This is a genomic window from Mucilaginibacter sp. L3T2-6 (assembly GCF_030519355.1).
In the GTDB taxonomy this organism is placed as follows: Bacteria; Bacteroidota; Bacteroidia; order Sphingobacteriales; family Sphingobacteriaceae; genus Mucilaginibacter.
Window position 1 is genome coordinate 23,719 of sequence record NZ_JAUMKC010000027.1, and the last position, 18,162, is coordinate 41,880.

An 18,162-nucleotide genomic window follows, 5' to 3' on the forward strand; every position below is an offset into this window, starting at 1 on the left:
AAATGACGTTATTATTTATACAGGCGCAGGCAGCAGATACCGCACATAAACTTTTAGATACAGCTAACCGTGCCGGACAGGTAGTGGCGCCAAAAGCCGACCTGCACGTTGGCAGCCTGATACTGGCGGGCGGGGTGGTAATGATACCTATCGGTATTTTGGCAATCCTTGCGTTCGTGATTTTCTTTGAAAGGTATTTCACCATTCGCAATGCATCTAAAAACGAAAACAACCTGATGTTGCAGGTTCGTTCAAGCATAGTTTCAGGCAACCTGGAATCAGCGGTAGCGCTGTGCCGCAGCAATAATTCGCCGCTTGGCCGCATGCTGCAAAAAGGATTGCTGCGTATAGGCCGGCCCATCAAAGATATTGAAGGCGCTATTGAAAATGTGGGCAAACTTGAAGTATCTAAGCTGGAAAAGAATATCGGTATCCTGGGCATAGTAGCAGGTATCGCGCCGATGTTTGGCTTCCTTGGAACCATTGCCGGTGTAATCAAGATATTCTTCGATATATCAACCACCGACAATTTTAGCATCGGTACTATTTCAGGTGGCTTGTATGTGAAAATGATCACCTCTGCAGCAGGACTTACCGTTGGTATAATAGCCTATGTGTTTTATCATATATTAAATATGATGGTTGATAAAGTAATATTGCGATTGGAAACTGATGCCATTGAATTTATTGACCTGTTAGAGGAACCAACCAAATGAATTTAAGAAAAAGACAAAGGGGCGCTTCCGCTGAGGTACACACCTCGGCCATGAACGACATCATGTTTTTCCTGCTCCTGTTCTTCCTTATAGCCTCAACACTTACCAACCCCAACGTTGTAAAACTGCTGCTGCCGAAATCAAAATCAGGTAAAGCCGTAGCAAAAAAAACTGTTAATGTAAGTATAGATAAGGATCTGCAATATACTGTAGATAAAAAACCGGTATTACTTACCGACCTTCCTACCGTGCTGGGCAGCTATAAATCGCAGGCAGCAGAATTAACCATCGTTTTATACGTTGATAAAACAGTGGCCATCCAGGATGTGGTTGGCGTAATGGATATAGCGCAGAAATTGAATATTAAAATGGTACTGGCAACCGTACCCAAATAGTGCAGAGTGTAGTTGTTGGTAAGTGCTTAAACTTTGCCGCTTGCCAGTGACCAGTGACTAATGACAAATGACTAATTACGAAGAAGAAAATAATTACCCCAAGGCTTTTTTAGCAACCGGTATTGTAATGGCGGTTTTAATTGCCCTGTGTTATATTATTGTTTTTCGTGCACCGCAACCCGAAGAGCAAGGTGTTGGCGGCATACTGGTAAATTATGGTACGGTAGACGAGGGAACAGGTAACAATCAGTCGAGTACGGAGGAGCCTTCTGTCGCCGAAAAAGCAAATAAAACGGCACCTACGAAAGTTAATACTGCGCCGCCAACTGAACAAAAAGCACAGGAAGACAACAGCGACAAAAAAGTAGTTACCCAGGATGCGGAAGATGCGCCAACTGTTGCGGCAAATTCAAAAAAGCCCACACCCAATGTGGCAACACAGCCTAATAAGCCTGCGGCAAAACCAACCATCAATCAAAACGCCTTATATAAGGGGGCAACTAATAAAGGCACCGGCGGCGAGGGCGATGGTACTACAGACAAGCCCGGTAACCAGGGCAGTAAAAACGGCTCGACCTTAAGCGATAATTACGGCCCCGGTGGATCGGGTAATGGCCTTAATATGCCCAACTGGAGCTTTGTAAGCGCTCCTGATCCGCAAAATATCCACCGTGTGCCTGGTGTTGTAGTGGTGGACTTTGTGGTAGACCCTAACGGCAACGTTATTTCGGCTAATTATAATACACGCAAAACCAGGGCAGAGCTAAGCCTTATACAAGCCTGTATCGACGCGATAAAAAACACCAGATTCACGTCCTCAAAACCGGCCACCGGTAATCAGAACGGGCAATATACTTTCAGGTTTAAGGTTGATTAATTCTAAGTCCATAGGCCATGGACGACAGACGATAGTTTTCTTATCATTCTGCAAGCCAATAATCTTCCCGGTAAATAAATATTGAGGTAAATTTGCCATCGATAAACCATGGTCCATGGACTATGGACTATGGACTATGGACTACAAGGAAACCATCAACTACTTATACAGCCAATTACCGATGTTTACGCGTGACGGCGCGTCGGCATACAAGGCTAATCTTGATAATACCATTGAATTGTTAAACCGCCTCGGCAATCCTCAGCATACATTTAAAAGCGTACATGTGGGCGGCACGAATGGCAAAGGGTCTACATCGCACATGCTGGCTGCCATTTTGCAGACTGCGGGTTATAAAACCGGCCTGTATACTTCCCCCCACCTGAAAGATTTCCGCGAGCGAATCCGCATAAACGGAGAAATGATCAGCGAACAAACGGTGACTGATTTCGTAGGGGAACATAAAGAAGATTTCGACCAGATAAAGCCATCATTTTTTGAAATGACGGTAGGCCTGGCTTTCGACGTGTTTGCCAAAGAAAAGGTAGATATAGCGATAATAGAAGTAGGGCTTGGCGGAAGGCTTGACTCAACCAATGTGATAACGCCTCTTTTGTCGGTTATCACAAATATCGGCTGGGACCACATGAATATCCTCGGCGATACCCTGCGCCTTATAGCCGGCGAGAAGGCAGGCATTATCAAAGACAAAGTTCCGGTAATCATCGGCGAGTACCAGGAAGAAGTAGCTGATATTTTTATTGAAAAGGCAAAATCAACATCTTCAAGAATAACCTTCGCGTCTGAAAGACTGGAAACTCACATTAAAACCGGCATCATTAAAGATTCTGTTACCAGTTTAGCTGTAACTGTCACGCCGGCTCAAGATTCAGGACTTAAAACCCGGGACTTACAACTCGATCTCGCTGGTTCATACCAACTGAAAAACATAAAGACGGTGCTTTGCGCTGTCGAAGAGCTGAAGGCACAGAGTTTTAATATTACGGAGGAACAACTGCGTACCGCCCTTGCTGACGTTAAGGGTCTGACGGGTCTGCATGGCCGCTGGGAAGTGTTGAACAATCAGCCGCTTACCATCTGCGACACCGGCCACAATCCTGAGGGCATGGAAGAAGTACTGCAAAACATTGCGGCAACGCCCCATAAAAAACTGCATTTTGTTTTAGGTATGGTTAATGATAAGGACATCAGCAAGGTGCTTACAATTTTACCGGTAAAAGCGCATTATTATTTTTGTAAACCTGATATTCCCCGCGGACTGGACGCCAACAGCCTGTGGTTAAAGGCTGAAGGTTTTGGCTTGCATGGCGAGGCCTATCACTCAGTTAAAGAAGCCCTTGCAGCAGCGCAGCAGAACGCTACAGACGATGACCTTGTTTTTGTTGGAGGAAGTACCTTTGTTGTGGCCGAGGTGGTGTAGCCTTTGGCTTGCCATAATGCCGTCGCCCCGATAACCGTCTTTCTTATTTTATCTTTTTCCAAACCACTTCACCGGTAACAGCTCCGCCTGTTGTGGGCGCAGGTACCGTATATTTAAAAACAACGCCGTCTGATACAAAAGGGCGCCTTTGCTGCGTACCCTCCCAGTTGGGGAATGACGCGTGCAGGATATTGAAAGTAATAGTACCGCTACTGTAGTCGACTGAATAAGTGCCAAAATGTGTATTACATCCTTTTACAGCGGCGCGGTTCTCATCGTCGGTACCTTTGGCTTTATCAGCAGACGCGAACTTTAGCCGGTTGCCGCTCATGATTTGTAAGGAATAATTACCGGCACTGTCAAAAATTAATAGTCCCTGCGGGCTATCTCCGTAAAGATGTGTCCGGGTTCCATTTTTGTCAATATTGTCAACGCTTACTAAAACATAGGTTCCTGCCAGGTTATTATTTTTATGCGTTTGGGCGGATACAATGTGTATATTGACGGATAGCAAAAGTGCGAGTATTATATTTTTCATGCTCAAAAATAGCCTCCGGTGTCTACATTTATCAAGTACGTACAAAATTGTAACCTGCTTACAAAAAAGGTACCATGCTGTTAATCAATTAGATTAATTTGAATTATGACAAAAGCAAGTAACAGGGCGCTGCCCAAATGCGGAATAGATTATGCATTTCAGCGTATCGGCGGAAAATACAAAGGCCGCGTGCTATGGCGGCTGCGCAACGGTAAACTCCGCTACGGTGAGTTGCGAAAAACGGTAACCGGAATTACTGCAAAAATGCTTACACAGGTTTTAAGGGAACTTGAGGAGGACGGCTTAGTTACACGCGCTGTTTTTGTAGAAGTACCGCCCAGGGTTGAATACGAATTAACTGAAACTGGTGCACAACTGCTGCCATTTTTGTCGCAGTTGCGGGATTGGGCGAAGCAGCAGATGCTGGCCAATGATATTAAAGCGATGCCGCTATCATTACTTTAAATATTAACGTTAAGTATTTACATTAAATTCTATTTTTACGTCTTTAAGTATCATCAATACATTATGACCTATCAGCCATCATCCGAAAGGTATAAGAACATGCGCTATCGCCGCTGCGGAAAAAGTGGTATTAAGCTGCCAGAGGTTTCGCTTGGCCTGTGGCATAACTTTGGGGGCGTGGATGTTGCCGAAAACTTTCGCAAAATTCTGCACCTGGCGTTTGACAGCGGTATTACGCACTTTGATTTAGCCAATAATTACGGACCGCCGCCGGGAACTGCGGAAGAAAATTTCGGGAAGATATTGAAAGATGATTTTCGCGGTTACCGCGATGAAATGATCATAAGCAGCAAGGCCGGCTATACCATGTGGGAAGGCCCTTACGGCGATTGGGGCTCAAAAAAATACCTGGTGGCCAGTCTTGACCAAAGCCTGAAACGAATGGGGCTGGATTATGTGGATATTTTTTATCATCACCGGCCAGACCCTGAAACACCGCTTGAAGAAACCATGGCCGCTCTTGACCTTATTGTGCGCCAGGGCAAAGCGTTATATGCGGGTATATCCAACTACCCTGCCGAAGAAGCTGAAAAGGCTATTAAAATATTGCATGACCTTGGCACGCCTTGCCTGATCCATCAGCCTAAGTATTCCATGTTTGAACGTTGGGTTGAAGGCGGTTTGCTGGATGTATTGGAACGCGACGGCGTTGGCTGCATACCTTTCTCGCCGTTGGCGCAGGGCCTGTTAACTAATAAATACCTGCATGGTATCCCTGCCGATTCGCGTGCAGCAAAGCCCTCCGGATTTTTGCAGGAGAGCCAGGTTACCGAAGAACGCATAGCGCAGATTAAAAAACTGAATGACATAGCCTTACAACGCGGGCAAACCCTTGCGCAAATGGCGCTGGCCTGGTTGCTGAAAGACCCACGGGTTACATCTGTGTTGATTGGCGCCAGCCGCCCGGAACAATTGGCTGATTCGCTGAAATGTTTAAATAACATTGAGTTCTCGGGAGAGGAATTAAATAAGATTGAAGAAATACTAAAATAGATTCGGGAATCAAGAGCCGGCAATCAAGACAAGAAGCCTTTCTTTCCTGGTTCTTTGCTCCTGTTTCTTCACTAAATATGACAACTGTAAACTGGGGAATTATCGGCTGCGGCAACGTAACGGAAAGAAAAAGCGGCCCGGCTTTTAACAAAGTGCCAAACAGTAAATTGGTGGCAGTGATGCGGCGTGACGCTGCGAAAGCCGCTGACTATGCCAAACGACATGGCGTAGGAAAATGGTACGATGATACCGCTAAATTAATGGCGGATACTGAACTGAACGCCATTTATATAGCAACCCCGCCCGCTTCGCATGCACCTTACGCTATTGAGGCTCTTGAAAAAGGTTTTAATGTATACGTCGAAAAACCGGTAACCCGCAATGCTGCCGAAGCCCGGCAAATAGCAGAAGAACTTAAAAAGTATCCCGGTCAAAAACTTACCGTGGCCCATTACCGGCGCGGCCTGCCCATGTTTCTGAAAGTAAAGGAACTGCTGGAAAATAAAGTTATCGGCGATATCCGTTCAGTCCAAATAAGGATGTGGAAATGCCGAACGCATAACTCCGAAGAAGAACTGGCGGCTGACTGGCGGGTGCATCCTGAACTTTCGGGCGGGGGCTACTTTCACGACCTTGCCCCGCACCAGCTTGATCTGATGCTGTTTTATTTTGGCGAACCTGAAAAGTATTCAGGCTTCTCCCTCAACCAGGCAAAAGACACTCCCGCCGACGACACCGTACAGGGACAAATACTGTTTAAAAGCGGAGTGGCGTTAAGCGGCTCATGGTGTTTCAGTGTTGCCGAAAGCGAGAGTACAGACTTATGTGAAATAATCGGCAGCCATGGTAAAATTACATTTCCGTTTTTTGGCAATTTTATAACTTATAAAACCGGCGACGAGGAACAAACACTCACCTTCGTACACCCGGAACACATCCAGCAACCTATGATCACCAAAATAGTATCCTACTTTCGCGGCGAAGGGCCGAATCCCTGCTCGATTGATGAAGCTATTGTTTTGATGGATATTTTGGATGCGTTTACGGGCCAAAGCTAAAACTTACCAAATCTATAAAAGACATAGTGAGTTTTAACCCCGGCTTGAGTATCAAAATCTGATAAATTGCGATTTATCAAATATTCATGATGACTTCTTCTTTTTAGGCACTTTGGCGCCTTCCTCGCGGGCCTCTGAAAGGCCTATTGCAACCGCTTGTTTTTTACTGGTAACTTTTTTGCCGCTGCGGCCGCTTTTCAACTTGCCCTCGTGCATTTCGTGCATGGCTTTTTCAACTTTTTCGCCAGCTTTTTTTGAATACTTTGCCATAATATTTTCCTTTAGGTAAACAATTAATTTATAAAGCAAAATATCTGCCAAAATGGGTTCAAAATATTATCCCAAAAACACAAGCATTTTGTCCCTCCGGGAAATTTTTCATTGAAAGCATATTATCATTCATTTATGCTTACCTTCAAACCAACAACCAACATTCTGTGTTGATAGGTCACTAAATAGCTACCGGTATATGCCCGCAAAAACTCCTGTTCATCCTTTTTACGAAAGATTATCGCTGGTACTTATCGGCTTATTGTCCCTCGGCTACATTGTTATCCAGGGCAAGGACGTGCTTGACCCATTGATTTTCGGCTTCCTGTTCGCCATTTTATTATATCCTGTAGCCAGGTTTGTAGAGAAAATAATACGCCTGCCCCGGGCTGTTGCCTGTTTAATAGCCATTTTGCTGCTGATCACTTTCGTAGGGGGTATTTTATATGCAGTGGGCTCGCAAATATCAAACCTGGCCAGCGACTGGCCACAATTGAAAGGCCAGGTACACCAGTCGCTCGGAGATTTGCGGGAGTGGATCCGGTCAGCGTTTCATATAACGGCCAGTAAGCAGATGACCTATGTGAACAATACCACAAAAAAAATCATGGCTTCCGGCGCCGATGTATTGGGCACTACCTTCGGCGCGGTATCGTCATTAATGCTGTTTTATACATTTATCCTGATATTTACCTTTTTTATCCTGCTTTACCGCAAGCTGCTTATTCATTTTATTGTTTGGGTTTTTAGCGATGACTACGAACCCATTGTACATGACATTGTTGAGAATATCCAGAGTATTCTTCGTCAGTACATACTTGGGCTGTTGCTCGAAATGTTTGTAGTGGCCTGCCTGGCCTGCACGGCGTTTTGGATAATCGGTATTCAATACGCTGTGTTATTAGGATTAATAGTGGCGTTGTTTAACCTGATCCCCTACCTCGGTATTTTTACGGCATTACTGCTAAGCAGCCTGATCACATTTGCAACAGGCGGCATTCAGCATACAGCCTGGGTAGCTGTAAGCATAATAGGCATCCATGCAGTAGACTCTAATATATTGCTGCCGACCATAGTCGGCTCAAAAGTAAAGCTAAATGCACTCATCACCTTTCTGGGCATTATCTTAGGCGAGATGATTTGGGGCCTGTCGGGCATGTTCTTGTCTATACCCATTATGGCGATATTCAAAATTATTTTCGACCGGGTGCAAAGCCTGAAACCGTGGGGCTATCTTTTGGGCAACGGCGTGGAGGAAGATAAGTCTACCATGAAGAAAATGAAGCCGGCCCGCGCGGATAAAACGTAATTTGAGCCGGGAAAGTCCTAAAAGTCGGCAAAGTTAAATATCGTGTAGGCGCATATAAACTTATTGAACGGTCATGCAGCTTCTTTCGGAATTTTCCGACTTTACTAACTTTCCGGACTTCCCTTATTTGTCTTCCAAAATATCTATACAATGCGCGCTGAGCTGTTTCAGCCGCTCATCTAAGCTGTTTAAACCTTCCTGGTCTTTCAGGTTTTTATACAAAGTTTTTATTGCATCAAGTGTTTCGTCGCTTGGGTCGCAGGCCTGTGCTTTTTCAAGGTGTGGTAATGCCATGCGGACAGTTTTACGGTACTCTTCGGCAAGTTTTTTGTTAACAGCCAGGTCGGTCGCGGCGTTCATTTTAGTTTGGATCTCATTCGCACGGTCAAGGTAAATATAGCCAATGCCGCGATGGGCTACATAATAGTCGGGCACTGCGGCTGCCACCCTTTCATAAAAATCAAGCGCCTTTTGCGGCTGTTCATTATGTTCGTAAACCTGGCCTATGGAGAAATAAAAATTTACCCTTGCTTTGGCCGGCAATTTGGCGGTATCCGGAAGAATGGCCTCGCCCAGGTCCATAAGCTTATCCACCTCTCCCTGCAAGCGGGCCAGGTTAAAATCAAGGTACTTTTCATATACAGGGTCAATAGGCCGTTTTTGAGCGTTCGCTATGTAAGCCGTAATTATGAGTATGACCGATAAAATAAACTTTCTAAGCATGGGTGTGTCTTCGTCAAATATAAATTAACGCAATTAATTATTTCATATTCTATCTGTCTGAAAATGTCTTTAACTTTATTTCAGATAACCGAAATCCTTCAAATCCTTTAAATCCGAAACGCCATGACATTTAAAAACGCCATCAGTTGGTTCGAGATTCCTTCAACTGACATTAACCGTGCCCAGAAATTTTACGAAACCATATTCGATATCCAGATGATACCAATGGATATGCCGCAATTGCAAATGCGTATGTTCCCGATCGAGGATCCCATGACCGGGATCGGCGGCGCCATAAGCTGTGCTGGGGATTTTTATAAGCCGTCTGCCGAGGCGGGCACGCTGGTGTATCTGAATGCCAACCCGGACGTACAAAACATTCTCGATAAAATTGAGGCTGCAGGAGGCAAGATCATTATGCCCAAAACCGAAATATCACCGGAGTATGGACATATGGCTGTTTTTTTAGATACAGAAGGTAATAGAGTAGCCTTACACTCGGTGCCGCCGGGAATGTAATCTTAAGCTATTTTTCGCATCTTTACGATACCGAGCTTTTCACCGTCGGGCAAAAGGGCATCGACGCGTCCTATGGCTTCATAGCCCATTGCGGTATATAAAGGCACGCCGGGTAAAGTTGCGCCAAGTTCAAATGCAGTAAATCCTCCGGCTTTAGCGGCGTCTTCACAAATATTAATTATCTGGCGGCCTATTCCCTGCCTGGCATAATCCGGGTGTACAAAGAAAGCCCTGATGCGGGCGGCATCTGTTAATGGATTTAGCAATGGGTCTTCAATACTTTTGTGCTGGTCGCCGCCGTAAAGTGTGTTGCGCTTACTCCAGCCGCCGCAGCCTGTTATCATGTTATCTTTTTCGGCAATATAATAGGTGCCGTCCAGCACCAGCTGTGTATCCACCCCGAAAATATATTTAATGGCGCTTTCGATCTGAGCGGGCGTATAATAATCTTTGCTTAATCCGCGAACGGAAAGAGCTATCATCTCATTTAGCCGGGGAATATCGTTAAGCAAAGCGAGACGGATGGTTGACATAGCTAAAGGTTATATAAAATTTGTTGTTGCGCACAAACGACGCCCCAAAGGCAATGGCAAAACTTTCTGTTAAACCAGCGTCAACTGCCACGAAACGCCAAATTTATCGCTTAACCAGCAATACTTTTTACTAAAAGGATAAGCGCCCAAAGGCATCATTACCTTACCTCCCTCGCCGAGTTGGCTGTAAAGTTCGTCAATTTCAACCTCTGAATCGCAGGTTATGTAAAATGATATGGCCGGCGTAAACGTGAAGCCATGACTGACAGAGCTATCTATACACATATAAGTTTGGCCTTTTATGGAAAAAGTGGCATGTATTACAGAGCCTTCCTTCCCCGGCTGACCGGCCTCATAGCGGCTGATATGAATGATTTTGGAATCCGGAAAAACCGAAGTGTAAAAATTCATCGCTTCCTCCGCCCTGCCTTCAAACATTAAAAAACTAATAGGTTGTTGCATAATCGCAGATATTTATACCCTACGGTTTATTATAGATCACCCGACAAATTACTTTTAATTTAAATTCATAAAAAAGTGCTGCAGCAACATAATGGTCTTCGCTTCCCTGAACCAGCCTTGCTCCAATTTTTCACGGGCTTCATCAAAACTCATCTCGACAGGCTCGATATGCTCGCCTTCTTCTTTTAGCCCCCCGCCATCGCCGGTTTTGCTCGCGGGGTTGTAACGCGCGGTAAAATAATATATCATTTCGGTAATACCGCCGGGCGAGGAATAGGCGGTTGCGATACGCTGAAGGTTTGTTATAGCATATCCCATCTCTTCAGCAACCTCGCGATGAGCTGTGCTTTCAGGTGTTTCATTGTCATCAATCAGGCCGGCGCAAACCTCAATCAGGTAACCGCTGTCGCTGCCATTCAAAAAAGCCGGCAAACGAAATTGCTTACCAAACAATAACTTTTTGTGCTCATCATCAACCAAAAGCACCGCAACCGCATCAGGACGGAAATAAACCTCTTTCTCTACCGTATGAAACACGCCATCAGCATCAGGCTTTTCAAAAGTTACATATTTAAGCGCATATTTTTTATTGGAGAGGGTCTCTTTATTGAGAATTTGGATGTTTGACATGGGAATAAATTTTTAAATAGATACCCATTTGGTAAAGATATGTTTTGGAAAACGGAAAGACTTATAGTGTTTTTGATACCTTGATTAGTTTCATGGTAATCCAATTATTATCGGAGACCTTCGTCTTTGAGTATTTTCAATAGCAAACTCGTATCAGATGTCTCATACTCTGCCTTGTCGTAGATAGAAATTAAAAACAACTTTTCTTTTTCAATAACAAGGTAAGTTATTATGCGTGCACCTCCAGATTTACCTCTATTTTTGCTATCAATAGCAACTCGTACTTTATACAGATTGTTCCCTAACGATTTGCCTTCTTCGGGATTTATTTTAAGATTTTTGATCAGTTTGGCAATGTCTTGTTTAAAAGAAGGATATTTTTTTGCCAAGGGTTTTGCTTCCTTTTCGAAGTTTCTGGTGATTATAACTTCAAAGCTCATTTAACCATGTATCAGCATTTTTTAACTCAACCTGTCCCTCAAGAGATAGCTTTACATCACGAATACCGTCCCGAAATCCATCATAAAACTTTTCTAAATGCGCACTATCTTTTGAGGCAACTGCTTCGTTTTTAAACAACGACTTCACTGCGCTAAGGAGGGTCTTATCGTTAGTATCAAGTATTAGTCTAACTACTTCAAGTTTTTCAGCCTGCAAGTTCATAAATCAAATTTACTAATAATTTTATAGAATCAAATTATTGCAGATTAAGTAAATAACGGGTTAAGTCTCGGAAATTTCATAGCGTTCTAAAGAAAGATGTCGTAAATTAGGGCATTTTTGGTTTGGTAAATATGGACTATAACGGCATCTTCGTTAAAACAAAAATAAAAGACTCGGTCTTCCCTGCCTCCGGAAGATATTACATACTTACGCTATGTTAAACCAACCTAAATCGAATCTCAATGAATATGATATCCTTGAAATAAATAAAACCGGTTTATTTTTATGCATGCCTTCAACATATAACGGAGTTTACATCAATTTATTTAGTAGACGTAAAAACTACTAAATACGATTTCGGCGTGTATTATGAGTCTTAACTGTTCGAAAGTCACACATCCTGGTATATGCTGTATTTTACTTATTGCGGTTAAACGGCTCTTTTCCAATTCCATCCAATCATAAAAACATCAAACACCAAAATAATCCACAACGTTATCCGCAACAGGTAAAACCAATGCCTGATCCCCGGGATGAATGAGGGATGAATTTGCGACACGGTAAACGTTGTGACTATATCACCAAAGAAAAAAAGCGCGATGGCTACGATGATAAATAAACCACCGTTAGTTATTATATCGCGGAAACGCCTGACTATACAGCAGGTAAAATAAAAAATGCAGACGATAACAATATAAAGTACGACCGGGTAGGAATTTAAGCTTGGTTTATAGGTATGTCCATCCACCATAACATAGGTATCATGCATATTAATATCCAGCGGCTGAATTCCCGGTACGATACTTATTAAAAATGAAAGCACTAATAAACCGGCCAACCAGGCTATTTCAAATACTATTTTCCTTTGCATCAAATTAATTCCCCTTTAGGGATTAGGCGCTACTTCAGTTCATCCAATACTCTGAACATTTTCTCCTTTATCGCCTTGCTGCTGCCGCTGTAGTTGTTCACCATGATAGAGAAGCAAAGCTCGCGGCCATGATAAGTTTGATAACCGGCATAAGTAAGCACATTTAATATACTGCCGCTTTTCATGTGCATATCATTATAAACAGGCAAACTATCGTAAAAATCGTTAAACCAGGTTTCATTTCTTGCTGATTGCAGGATGGTTGCCAGTGTAAGGGTGGTTACCCGGTCGCCTGGGGAAAGGCCGCTGCCGTCCACTATATTCAATGAATTTGGGTCGATGCCGCGCGTCTTCCAAAACGCCTGTTCCACATCAACGCCATTACCTGTGGACGGTGCTTTACCAGCCTTCCACGCGATGGTCTTCAGCAATTGCTCGGCATACAGGTTAATGCTTTTATGATTGAGCCAGTAAATGATGTGGCTAAGGCGTGGAGATAGTAAGGTGATAAGATTGGCAGCGATTGCAGGCGGGGTTAACCCTTTGGCCGTTAAAGTCCCTGTCGACTCCGGGTCATTGCTAACGTTAATGCCTAAGCGCCGCAAGGTATCCGCCAGGCGAAATGCCGCATCATACGCAGGATCGGGCAGGGCAGCAGAGATGCTTTTCTTTTCCTTGTCCTGGGCATAAGTGCCGCGTAAATACATCACCTTGCCTCCAACGGGTAAAAATGCATAAGCATTGTCGCCGGTACCGGCAGGGGCATTTACCAATTCGCTTTTGAAAGTGAGGTATGGCATTGCAGGAACCTCGTGCGTTATGCTGATAGGCGAATCAATCCGCCCGGTATGGAATTTAATGTCAAACTGGTTTTCGCGCCAGCAAAGCCCGGATGTGCCTGCGCCATAGTAATTGCCTATATCCATCCATATCCATCCCTCAGGTATAGATTGTGACCCGAATATGGAATCATCGCCGATAATACGTCCGTTTATTTTTTTGATACCGGCCTTTCGTAAAGCATCAACCATCATTGTAAGCACATGGCCTTCATGCGTATTTTCATATCGCCAGCTGCCCAGGGTTGGGTCGCCCGAGCCTTTGATGATGATATCGCCGTTTAGCGTACCATCCGCAGCTATACTGCCATTGTAACCGAATTGGGTTTGATATTGAAAATCCTTCCCCAATAAGTTGAAGGCAGTAATGGTAGTGATGGTTTTTAAGGTAGATGCCGTGGCGAGGCCCATGTTGGGGTTGGCCGCAAAAACCTTTTCGCCGGTTTTAACATCGAGCACCGTAAGCGACAGTGAGGCATATTTACACTGGCTGTCAGCCTGCAACCGGCCGAAGGCCGATTGCAGTTTCTGTTCAAGCGGCTGGGCAGTCGCCTGCCCGTATATCAATAGAAGGCTAAGCAGGCACTTCGTGTGTAACTTCATTCTTTAAATTCCGGTTCGCAATAAAATAAATTGGCACGCCTATCAGTACAATAATCAAACCCGGCCAGGTATACTGCGGTTTGTAAACAATCAACAAAATATCAAAAGCTATACCCATGATGATATAAATAGCAGGAAGAACTGGGTAACCGAAAGCCTTATATGGTCTTTCGGCATCCGGACGCGTAGCTCTCAATTTATAGATACCGATAATAGTCAGTACATAAAATATCACCACTACAAAAGATATCATATCCAGCAGGTCGCCGTATTTACCGCTTAAACATAAAAGCGAGGCCACCAACGCCTGTATCCATAAACCAAATTCAGGTACGGCGGCTTTATTTAAGGTACCGGTTTTTTTGAAGAATAAGCCGTCTTTAGCCATGGTATAGTAAACGCGTGCACCAGCCATTATCAAACCATTATTGCAGCCAAAGGTCGAGATCATAATCATAATGGCGATAACAAAAGTGCCTATGTTACCGAATATAGCATCTGCTGCGGATACAGCCACCCTGTCTTTTGGCGCTATGGCTATGTCGTGCAATGATAAAACACCAGTGTACATAACATTTGCCGATACATAAATTATGGTAACTATCAGCGTGCCTAAGAATAAACTCAAGCCAATATTCCGTTTTGGATTATGCATCTCGCCGGCTATAAACGTTACGTTATTCCAACTGTCGCTGCTGAATATTGAGCCTACCATCGACGCTGCTATGGCCCCTAATGCTGCCACCATGGTTAAGCTTACGCCACTGTCGGTACCATCGGCCTTAAGGTTATGCAGATTCCAGGCGTTGCTCCAGTTCGCGTGCCATACATCGCCTTTTATTGCCAGTAAACCGAATATGATCAGCCCGAACAAACTTATCAATTTAGTAAAGGTGAAAATGTTTTGTACGATCTTTCCGCTTTGTACACCTTTTGTATTGATATAGGTAAGTATCACTATTACGACTATCGATACCAACTGAGCCGCATTCAGGTTAAAATGCCAGCCGGCTATAACAGTACTGAACAATATATTATCGTCGCTAACCGCAGGTATCAGGTAGGCTGTAAACTTCGAAAACGCAACACCAACCGCGGCAATCGTGCCGGTTTGTATCACCGCAAAAAAGCTCCAGCCATATAAAAACGCAATGAGTTTGTTGTAGGCCTCCTTCAGATAAACATATTGTCCGCCTGCTTTTGGGAACATGCCGCTTAGTTCGCCGTAGCTAACTGCTGCGGTTATGGTCATAAAGCCGGTGATCAGCCAAACGGCTATCAGCCAGCCTGCAGAGCCCACGTTGCGGGTAATATCGGCACTAACAATAAAAATACCTGAGCCTATCATGGAGCCTGCTACCAGCATGGTTCCGTCGAGCAAACCCAGCTCATGTTTAAGTTTCGGTTGTTTGGTTTTGGTTGTCATCAACAGTTTTAGTTTAAAGTTCTAAACTATTCAAAAATCTTTATAATTCTCACGCTATTGTAAATAAATAAATTTGCTATTTTGCACAACTGCTTATATTTGCACCCTAAAATAAAAACCGGGCTAGTTAATAAACCAAAACTTAAATATGGATTTTTTGAACAATTACTTAATTTATTTAATACCTGCCCTGGGTCTTATCGGGATTATTGCGATGGCAATAAAGGCGGCATGGGTAACCAGGCAGGATGCCGGCGACGGCGACATGGTAACCTTATCGGGTTATATTGCCGACGGTGCAATGGCATTTTTACGTGCCGAATGGAAAATACTTGGCTACTTTGTGGTAGTTGCAGGTATATTGTTGGCATGGTCGGGCACTACCGTGGCAACCTCAAGCCCCATCATCGCCATATCGTTTATATGCGGTGCATTTCTGTCGGCATTTGCGGGTTTTTTGGGTATGCGTATCGCTACCAAAGCGAATGTACGCACCACACAGGCTGCACGTACCAGCCTTGCTAAAGCATTAAAGGTATCATTCACCGGTGGTACAGTTATGGGCCTGGGCGTTGCCGGTTTGGCAATTATAGGTTTGGGCTCGTTGTTCATTGTATTTTACCAGTTTTATGTAGTACACGTAGCAGGCAGCACCGTAAACGGCGAGGCGATGGCGAAAGCGCTTGACGTGTTGGCCGGCTTTTCATTAGGGGCTGAATCAATTGCATTATTTGCCCGCGTAGGCGGCGGTATTTATACCAAGGCTGCCGATGTTGGCGCCGACCTTGTAGGTAAAGTTGAAGCAGGTATCCCCGAAGACGATGTGCGTAACCCTGCAACCATAGCCGATAACGTTGGTGACAACGTAGGCGACGTTGCCGGTATGGGCGCCGACTTATTCGGTTCATATGTGGCAACTATGCTGGCCACTATGGTGTTGGGCCGCGAGATTGTATCGCACGATGCTTTTGGTGGTATAGCTCCGATATTGCTGCCGATGGTAATAGCAGGTTTAGGCCTGGTGTTCTCGGTGGTAGGCGCCTCGTTTGTAAAAATTAAACAAGAAACCGACAGCGTTCAAAATGCGCTGAACATCGGTAACTGGATGTCGATAGTGCTAACTGCCGTTGCAACTTACTTTGTGGTACAATGGATGCTCCCTGCTGATACCTTCCACATGGTGCGCGATGAAGACGCCACAGGGGCTATAAAAGCAGGCTCGTTGGTGTTTACCAAAAACGGTGTTTTCATGTCGATAGTTGTCGGCCTGGTAGTGGGTACCTTAATGTCCATCATCACCGAATATTATACGGCAATGGGTAAACGCCCGGTATTGAGTATTATTCGCCAGTCGTCAACCGGTCACGCTACCAACATTATCGGCGGTTTGGCTATCGGTATGGAATCGACCGTATTGCCGATATTGGTATTAGGCGCGGGTATTTATGGTTCATATCATTTTGCGGGTTTATATGGCGTGGCAATCGCCGCGGCAGGTATGATGGCTACTACAGCTATGCAGCTGGCTATCGACGCTTTCGGCCCGATTGCCGATAATGCAGGCGGTATCGCCGAAATGAGCCGTTTGCCTGAAGAAGTTCGTCACCGTACAGATAACCTGGACGCTGTGGGTAACACTACTGCAGCCACCGGTAAAGGTTTTGCTATCGCTTCGGCGGCGTTAACCTCATTGGCTCTGTTTGCTGCCTTTGTGGGTGTTGCAGGTATCGAGCATATCGATATTTATAAGGCAGATGTGCTTGCCGGCCTGTTTGTGGGCGGCATGATTCCTTTTATCTTCTCGGCATTGTGTATTTCGGCAGTAGGCCGCGCAGCTATGGCGATGGTAGAAGAAGTTCGCCGTCAGTTTCGCGAAATCCCCGGTATTATGGAGTATAAGGCAAAGCCTGAGTATGAGAAATGCGTGGCTATTTCAACCAAAGCATCCATCCGGGAAATGGTTGCTCCAGGCCTTATCGCTTTAATTACCCCGATTATTATCGGCTTTGCATTCGGACCTGAAGTTTTAGGCGGATTGCTGGCAGGCGTTACAGTATCAGGGGTATTGATGGGTATTTTCCAGAGCAACGCCGGCGGCGCATGGGATAACGCAAAGAAATCATTCGAAAAGGGTGTCGAAATAAACGGCGAGGTACACTACAAAAAATCTGAGCCACACAAAGCATCTGTAACAGGTGATACCGTAGGCGATCCGTTTAAAGATACATCTGGCCCATCAATGAATATTTTGATAAAACTGATGTCGATCATGTCGCTGGTTATTGCGCCGCATTTGCATCATGAAGTAAATAACAGTGAGCGCATTCAAAAACAAATTCATGAGCACTCCATGATAACTCATCATATTATCAAGGCCGATAAGAAGGCATAGATAATATAGTATTTATACAAAAAAGGGATGCCGGAAGGTGTCCCTTTTTTGTTTGGAGACTACTATAGTTTGAAGTGTTTCCTGCCGTTATTGGCCTTGTGACCAACAACCGGCCATGCTAATGGCGTCCGATGGGCCAACTCGCCGGCAAACCAAACGTCAATCTTTCCCTCAAGTATCCCGGTGTTTATCGCAACAACCGCTTGGCTTAAAATGTGAAAATGCAAGTGGCTATCGGAAATCACAAACTGCTTTCTGCTTGTTGGAGACAATTCCAACAAGGGCGGCGAGAAGAGACAACTCCAACAAGGGCGGCAAGTATCCTGGCCTGTTCTATCATGACTATGTCACCTCATAATATGCCATTCTCCCCTTTTTT

Annotated in this window: 21 protein-coding genes; 10 read left to right on the forward strand and 11 right to left on the reverse strand. The window is 44.6% G+C overall.

Annotated features, from left to right (window positions below; all coding sequences use genetic code 11):
* The first annotated feature begins 2 nt into the window (after window positions 1–2).
* The 4 genes from Q3W13_RS22495 (at window position 3) to Q3W13_RS22510 (ending at window position 3,429) form a co-directional block, all read left to right on the forward strand.
* Window positions 3–716, forward strand: coding sequence for a MotA/TolQ/ExbB proton channel family protein (locus tag Q3W13_RS22495; RefSeq protein ID WP_302867843.1), 714 nt, complete (start codon window positions 3–5; stop codon window positions 714–716).
* Window positions 713–1,111, forward strand: a complete 399-nt coding sequence (locus Q3W13_RS22500) for a biopolymer transporter ExbD (protein ID WP_302867845.1) — start codon at window positions 713–715, stop codon at window positions 1,109–1,111. The genes Q3W13_RS22495 and Q3W13_RS22500 overlap by 4 nt, the downstream gene beginning before the upstream one ends.
* 67 nt (window positions 1,112–1,178) lie before the next feature.
* Window positions 1,179–1,988 carry a TonB family protein gene (locus Q3W13_RS22505; RefSeq protein WP_302867846.1) on the forward strand — a complete coding sequence of 270 codons (810 nt, stop codon included), beginning with the start codon at window positions 1,179–1,181 and terminating at the stop codon, window positions 1,986–1,988.
* Window positions 1,989–2,103: 115 nt separating this feature from the next.
* Window positions 2,104–3,429, forward strand: a complete 1,326-nt coding sequence (locus tag Q3W13_RS22510) for a folylpolyglutamate synthase/dihydrofolate synthase family protein (RefSeq protein WP_302867847.1) — start codon at window positions 2,104–2,106, stop codon at window positions 3,427–3,429.
* A gap of 43 nt (window positions 3,430–3,472) precedes the next feature.
* Here Q3W13_RS22510 and Q3W13_RS22515 read toward each other — a convergent pair whose 3' ends face one another.
* A complete protein-coding gene (locus Q3W13_RS22515; RefSeq protein WP_302867848.1) occupies window positions 3,473–3,967 on the reverse strand; it encodes a lipocalin-like domain-containing protein in 495 nt (164 codons plus the stop codon).
* Between the two features lie 105 nt (window positions 3,968–4,072).
* Here Q3W13_RS22515 and Q3W13_RS22520 point away from each other — a divergent pair, with 105 nt between their 5' ends.
* From Q3W13_RS22520 to Q3W13_RS22530, 3 genes are all read left to right on the forward strand, one after another.
* Window positions 4,073–4,432, forward strand: a complete 360-nt coding sequence (locus tag Q3W13_RS22520) for a helix-turn-helix domain-containing protein (RefSeq protein ID WP_302867850.1) — start codon at window positions 4,073–4,075, stop codon at window positions 4,430–4,432.
* 63 nt (window positions 4,433–4,495) lie between these two features.
* Window positions 4,496–5,485, forward strand: a complete 990-nt coding sequence (mgrA, locus tag Q3W13_RS22525; RefSeq protein WP_302867852.1) for an L-glyceraldehyde 3-phosphate reductase — start codon at window positions 4,496–4,498, stop codon at window positions 5,483–5,485.
* Window positions 5,486–5,562: 77 nt separating this feature from the next.
* The gene (locus Q3W13_RS22530) at window positions 5,563–6,543 is read left to right on the forward strand and encodes a Gfo/Idh/MocA family protein (RefSeq protein WP_302867853.1); all 981 of its coding nucleotides are present in this window, start codon (window positions 5,563–5,565) and stop codon (window positions 6,541–6,543) included.
* An 84-nt stretch (window positions 6,544–6,627) separates the two neighbouring features.
* Here the strand turns inward: Q3W13_RS22530 and Q3W13_RS22535 are convergent, their stop codons facing one another.
* A complete protein-coding gene (locus Q3W13_RS22535; protein ID WP_302867854.1) occupies window positions 6,628–6,813 on the reverse strand; it encodes a DUF6496 domain-containing protein in 186 nt (61 codons plus the stop codon).
* Between the two features lie 199 nt (window positions 6,814–7,012).
* On the opposite strand from Q3W13_RS22535, the gene Q3W13_RS22540 reads away from it, so the two are divergent.
* Window positions 7,013–8,122, forward strand: coding sequence for an AI-2E family transporter (locus tag Q3W13_RS22540; protein WP_302867857.1), 1,110 nt, complete (start codon window positions 7,013–7,015; stop codon window positions 8,120–8,122).
* A gap of 123 nt (window positions 8,123–8,245) precedes the next feature.
* Here Q3W13_RS22540 and Q3W13_RS22545 read toward each other — a convergent pair whose 3' ends face one another.
* Window positions 8,246–8,845: a hypothetical protein gene (locus Q3W13_RS22545; RefSeq protein ID WP_302867859.1), complete on the reverse strand. Its 600-nt coding sequence runs from the start codon at window positions 8,843–8,845 to the stop codon at window positions 8,246–8,248.
* A 123-nt stretch (window positions 8,846–8,968) separates the two neighbouring features.
* Here Q3W13_RS22545 and Q3W13_RS22550 point away from each other — a divergent pair, with 123 nt between their 5' ends.
* Window positions 8,969–9,364: a VOC family protein gene (locus tag Q3W13_RS22550; RefSeq protein WP_302867861.1), complete on the forward strand. Its 396-nt coding sequence runs from the start codon at window positions 8,969–8,971 to the stop codon at window positions 9,362–9,364.
* A 2-nt stretch (window positions 9,365–9,366) separates the two neighbouring features.
* Here the strand turns inward: Q3W13_RS22550 and Q3W13_RS22555 are convergent, their stop codons facing one another.
* The 8 genes from Q3W13_RS22555 to Q3W13_RS22590 form a co-directional block, all read right to left on the reverse strand.
* Window positions 9,367–9,897, reverse strand: a complete 531-nt coding sequence (locus Q3W13_RS22555) for a GNAT family N-acetyltransferase (RefSeq protein WP_302867863.1) — start codon at window positions 9,895–9,897, stop codon at window positions 9,367–9,369.
* Between the two features lie 69 nt (window positions 9,898–9,966).
* Window positions 9,967–10,359, reverse strand: a complete 393-nt coding sequence (locus Q3W13_RS22560; protein WP_302867866.1) for a VOC family protein — start codon at window positions 10,357–10,359, stop codon at window positions 9,967–9,969.
* 54 nt (window positions 10,360–10,413) lie between these two features.
* On the reverse strand, window positions 10,414–10,989 hold the full coding sequence (locus tag Q3W13_RS22565; RefSeq protein WP_302867869.1) for an NUDIX hydrolase: 576 nt from the start codon (window positions 10,987–10,989) through the stop codon (window positions 10,414–10,416).
* Window positions 10,990–11,096: 107 nt separating this feature from the next.
* A complete protein-coding gene (locus Q3W13_RS22570; protein ID WP_302867871.1) occupies window positions 11,097–11,429 on the reverse strand; it encodes an addiction module toxin RelE in 333 nt (110 codons plus the stop codon).
* Complete coding sequence (locus tag Q3W13_RS22575; RefSeq protein WP_302867873.1) at window positions 11,419–11,652, reverse strand: hypothetical protein; 234 nt, start codon at window positions 11,650–11,652, stop codon at window positions 11,419–11,421. The genes Q3W13_RS22570 and Q3W13_RS22575 overlap by 11 nt, the downstream gene beginning before the upstream one ends.
* 430 nt (window positions 11,653–12,082) lie before the next feature.
* On the reverse strand, window positions 12,083–12,523 hold the full coding sequence (locus Q3W13_RS22580; protein WP_302867875.1) for a hypothetical protein: 441 nt from the start codon (window positions 12,521–12,523) through the stop codon (window positions 12,083–12,085).
* Window positions 12,524–12,552: 29 nt separating this feature from the next.
* Entirely contained in the window at window positions 12,553–13,965 is a 1,413-nt protein-coding gene (dacB, locus tag Q3W13_RS22585) for a D-alanyl-D-alanine carboxypeptidase/D-alanyl-D-alanine-endopeptidase (protein WP_302867877.1), read from the reverse strand.
* Complete coding sequence (locus Q3W13_RS22590; protein WP_302867879.1) at window positions 13,937–15,391, reverse strand: APC family permease; 1,455 nt, start codon at window positions 15,389–15,391, stop codon at window positions 13,937–13,939. Before Q3W13_RS22590 ends, dacB begins: the two co-directional genes overlap by 29 nt.
* Before the next feature lie 148 nt (window positions 15,392–15,539).
* Here Q3W13_RS22590 and Q3W13_RS22595 point away from each other — a divergent pair, with 148 nt between their 5' ends.
* Entirely contained in the window at window positions 15,540–17,783 is a 2,244-nt protein-coding gene (locus tag Q3W13_RS22595; protein WP_302867880.1) for a sodium-translocating pyrophosphatase, read from the forward strand.
* Window positions 17,784–18,162: the final 379 nt, after the last annotated feature.

Coding starts and splice junctions, on each gene's coding strand:
- Q3W13_RS22510 (WP_302867847.1), top strand. CDS start 2,104: ATGGACTATGGACTATGGACTATGGACTACAAGGAAACCATCAACTAC.
- Q3W13_RS22590 (WP_302867879.1), bottom strand. CDS start 15,391: ATGACAACCAAAACCAAACAACCGAAACTTAAACATGAGCTGGGTTTG.
- mgrA (WP_302867852.1), top strand. CDS start 4,496: ATGACCTATCAGCCATCATCCGAAAGGTATAAGAACATGCGCTATCGC.
- Q3W13_RS22570 (WP_302867871.1), bottom strand. CDS start 11,429: ATGAGCTTTGAAGTTATAATCACCAGAAACTTCGAAAAGGAAGCAAAA.
- Q3W13_RS22560 (WP_302867866.1), bottom strand. CDS start 10,359: ATGCAACAACCTATTAGTTTTTTAATGTTTGAAGGCAGGGCGGAGGAA.
- Q3W13_RS22555 (WP_302867863.1), bottom strand. CDS start 9,897: ATGTCAACCATCCGTCTCGCTTTGCTTAACGATATTCCCCGGCTAAAT.
- Q3W13_RS22540 (WP_302867857.1), top strand. CDS start 7,013: ATGCCCGCAAAAACTCCTGTTCATCCTTTTTACGAAAGATTATCGCTG.
- Q3W13_RS22550 (WP_302867861.1), top strand. CDS start 8,969: ATGACATTTAAAAACGCCATCAGTTGGTTCGAGATTCCTTCAACTGAC.
- Q3W13_RS22530 (WP_302867853.1), top strand. CDS start 5,563: ATGACAACTGTAAACTGGGGAATTATCGGCTGCGGCAACGTAACGGAA.
- Q3W13_RS22535 (WP_302867854.1), bottom strand. CDS start 6,813: ATGGCAAAGTATTCAAAAAAAGCTGGCGAAAAAGTTGAAAAAGCCATG.
- Q3W13_RS22565 (WP_302867869.1), bottom strand. CDS start 10,989: ATGTCAAACATCCAAATTCTCAATAAAGAGACCCTCTCCAATAAAAAA.
- Q3W13_RS22580 (WP_302867875.1), bottom strand. CDS start 12,523: ATGCAAAGGAAAATAGTATTTGAAATAGCCTGGTTGGCCGGTTTATTA.
- Q3W13_RS22500 (WP_302867845.1), top strand. CDS start 713: ATGAATTTAAGAAAAAGACAAAGGGGCGCTTCCGCTGAGGTACACACC.
- dacB (WP_302867877.1), bottom strand. CDS start 13,965: ATGAAGTTACACACGAAGTGCCTGCTTAGCCTTCTATTGATATACGGG.
- Q3W13_RS22595 (WP_302867880.1), top strand. CDS start 15,540: ATGGATTTTTTGAACAATTACTTAATTTATTTAATACCTGCCCTGGGT.
- Q3W13_RS22575 (WP_302867873.1), bottom strand. CDS start 11,652: ATGAACTTGCAGGCTGAAAAACTTGAAGTAGTTAGACTAATACTTGAT.
- Q3W13_RS22495 (WP_302867843.1), top strand. CDS start 3: ATGACGTTATTATTTATACAGGCGCAGGCAGCAGATACCGCACATAAA.
- Q3W13_RS22505 (WP_302867846.1), top strand. CDS start 1,179: ATGACTAATTACGAAGAAGAAAATAATTACCCCAAGGCTTTTTTAGCA.
- Q3W13_RS22515 (WP_302867848.1), bottom strand. CDS start 3,967: ATGAAAAATATAATACTCGCACTTTTGCTATCCGTCAATATACACATT.
- Q3W13_RS22545 (WP_302867859.1), bottom strand. CDS start 8,845: ATGCTTAGAAAGTTTATTTTATCGGTCATACTCATAATTACGGCTTAC.
- Q3W13_RS22520 (WP_302867850.1), top strand. CDS start 4,073: ATGACAAAAGCAAGTAACAGGGCGCTGCCCAAATGCGGAATAGATTAT.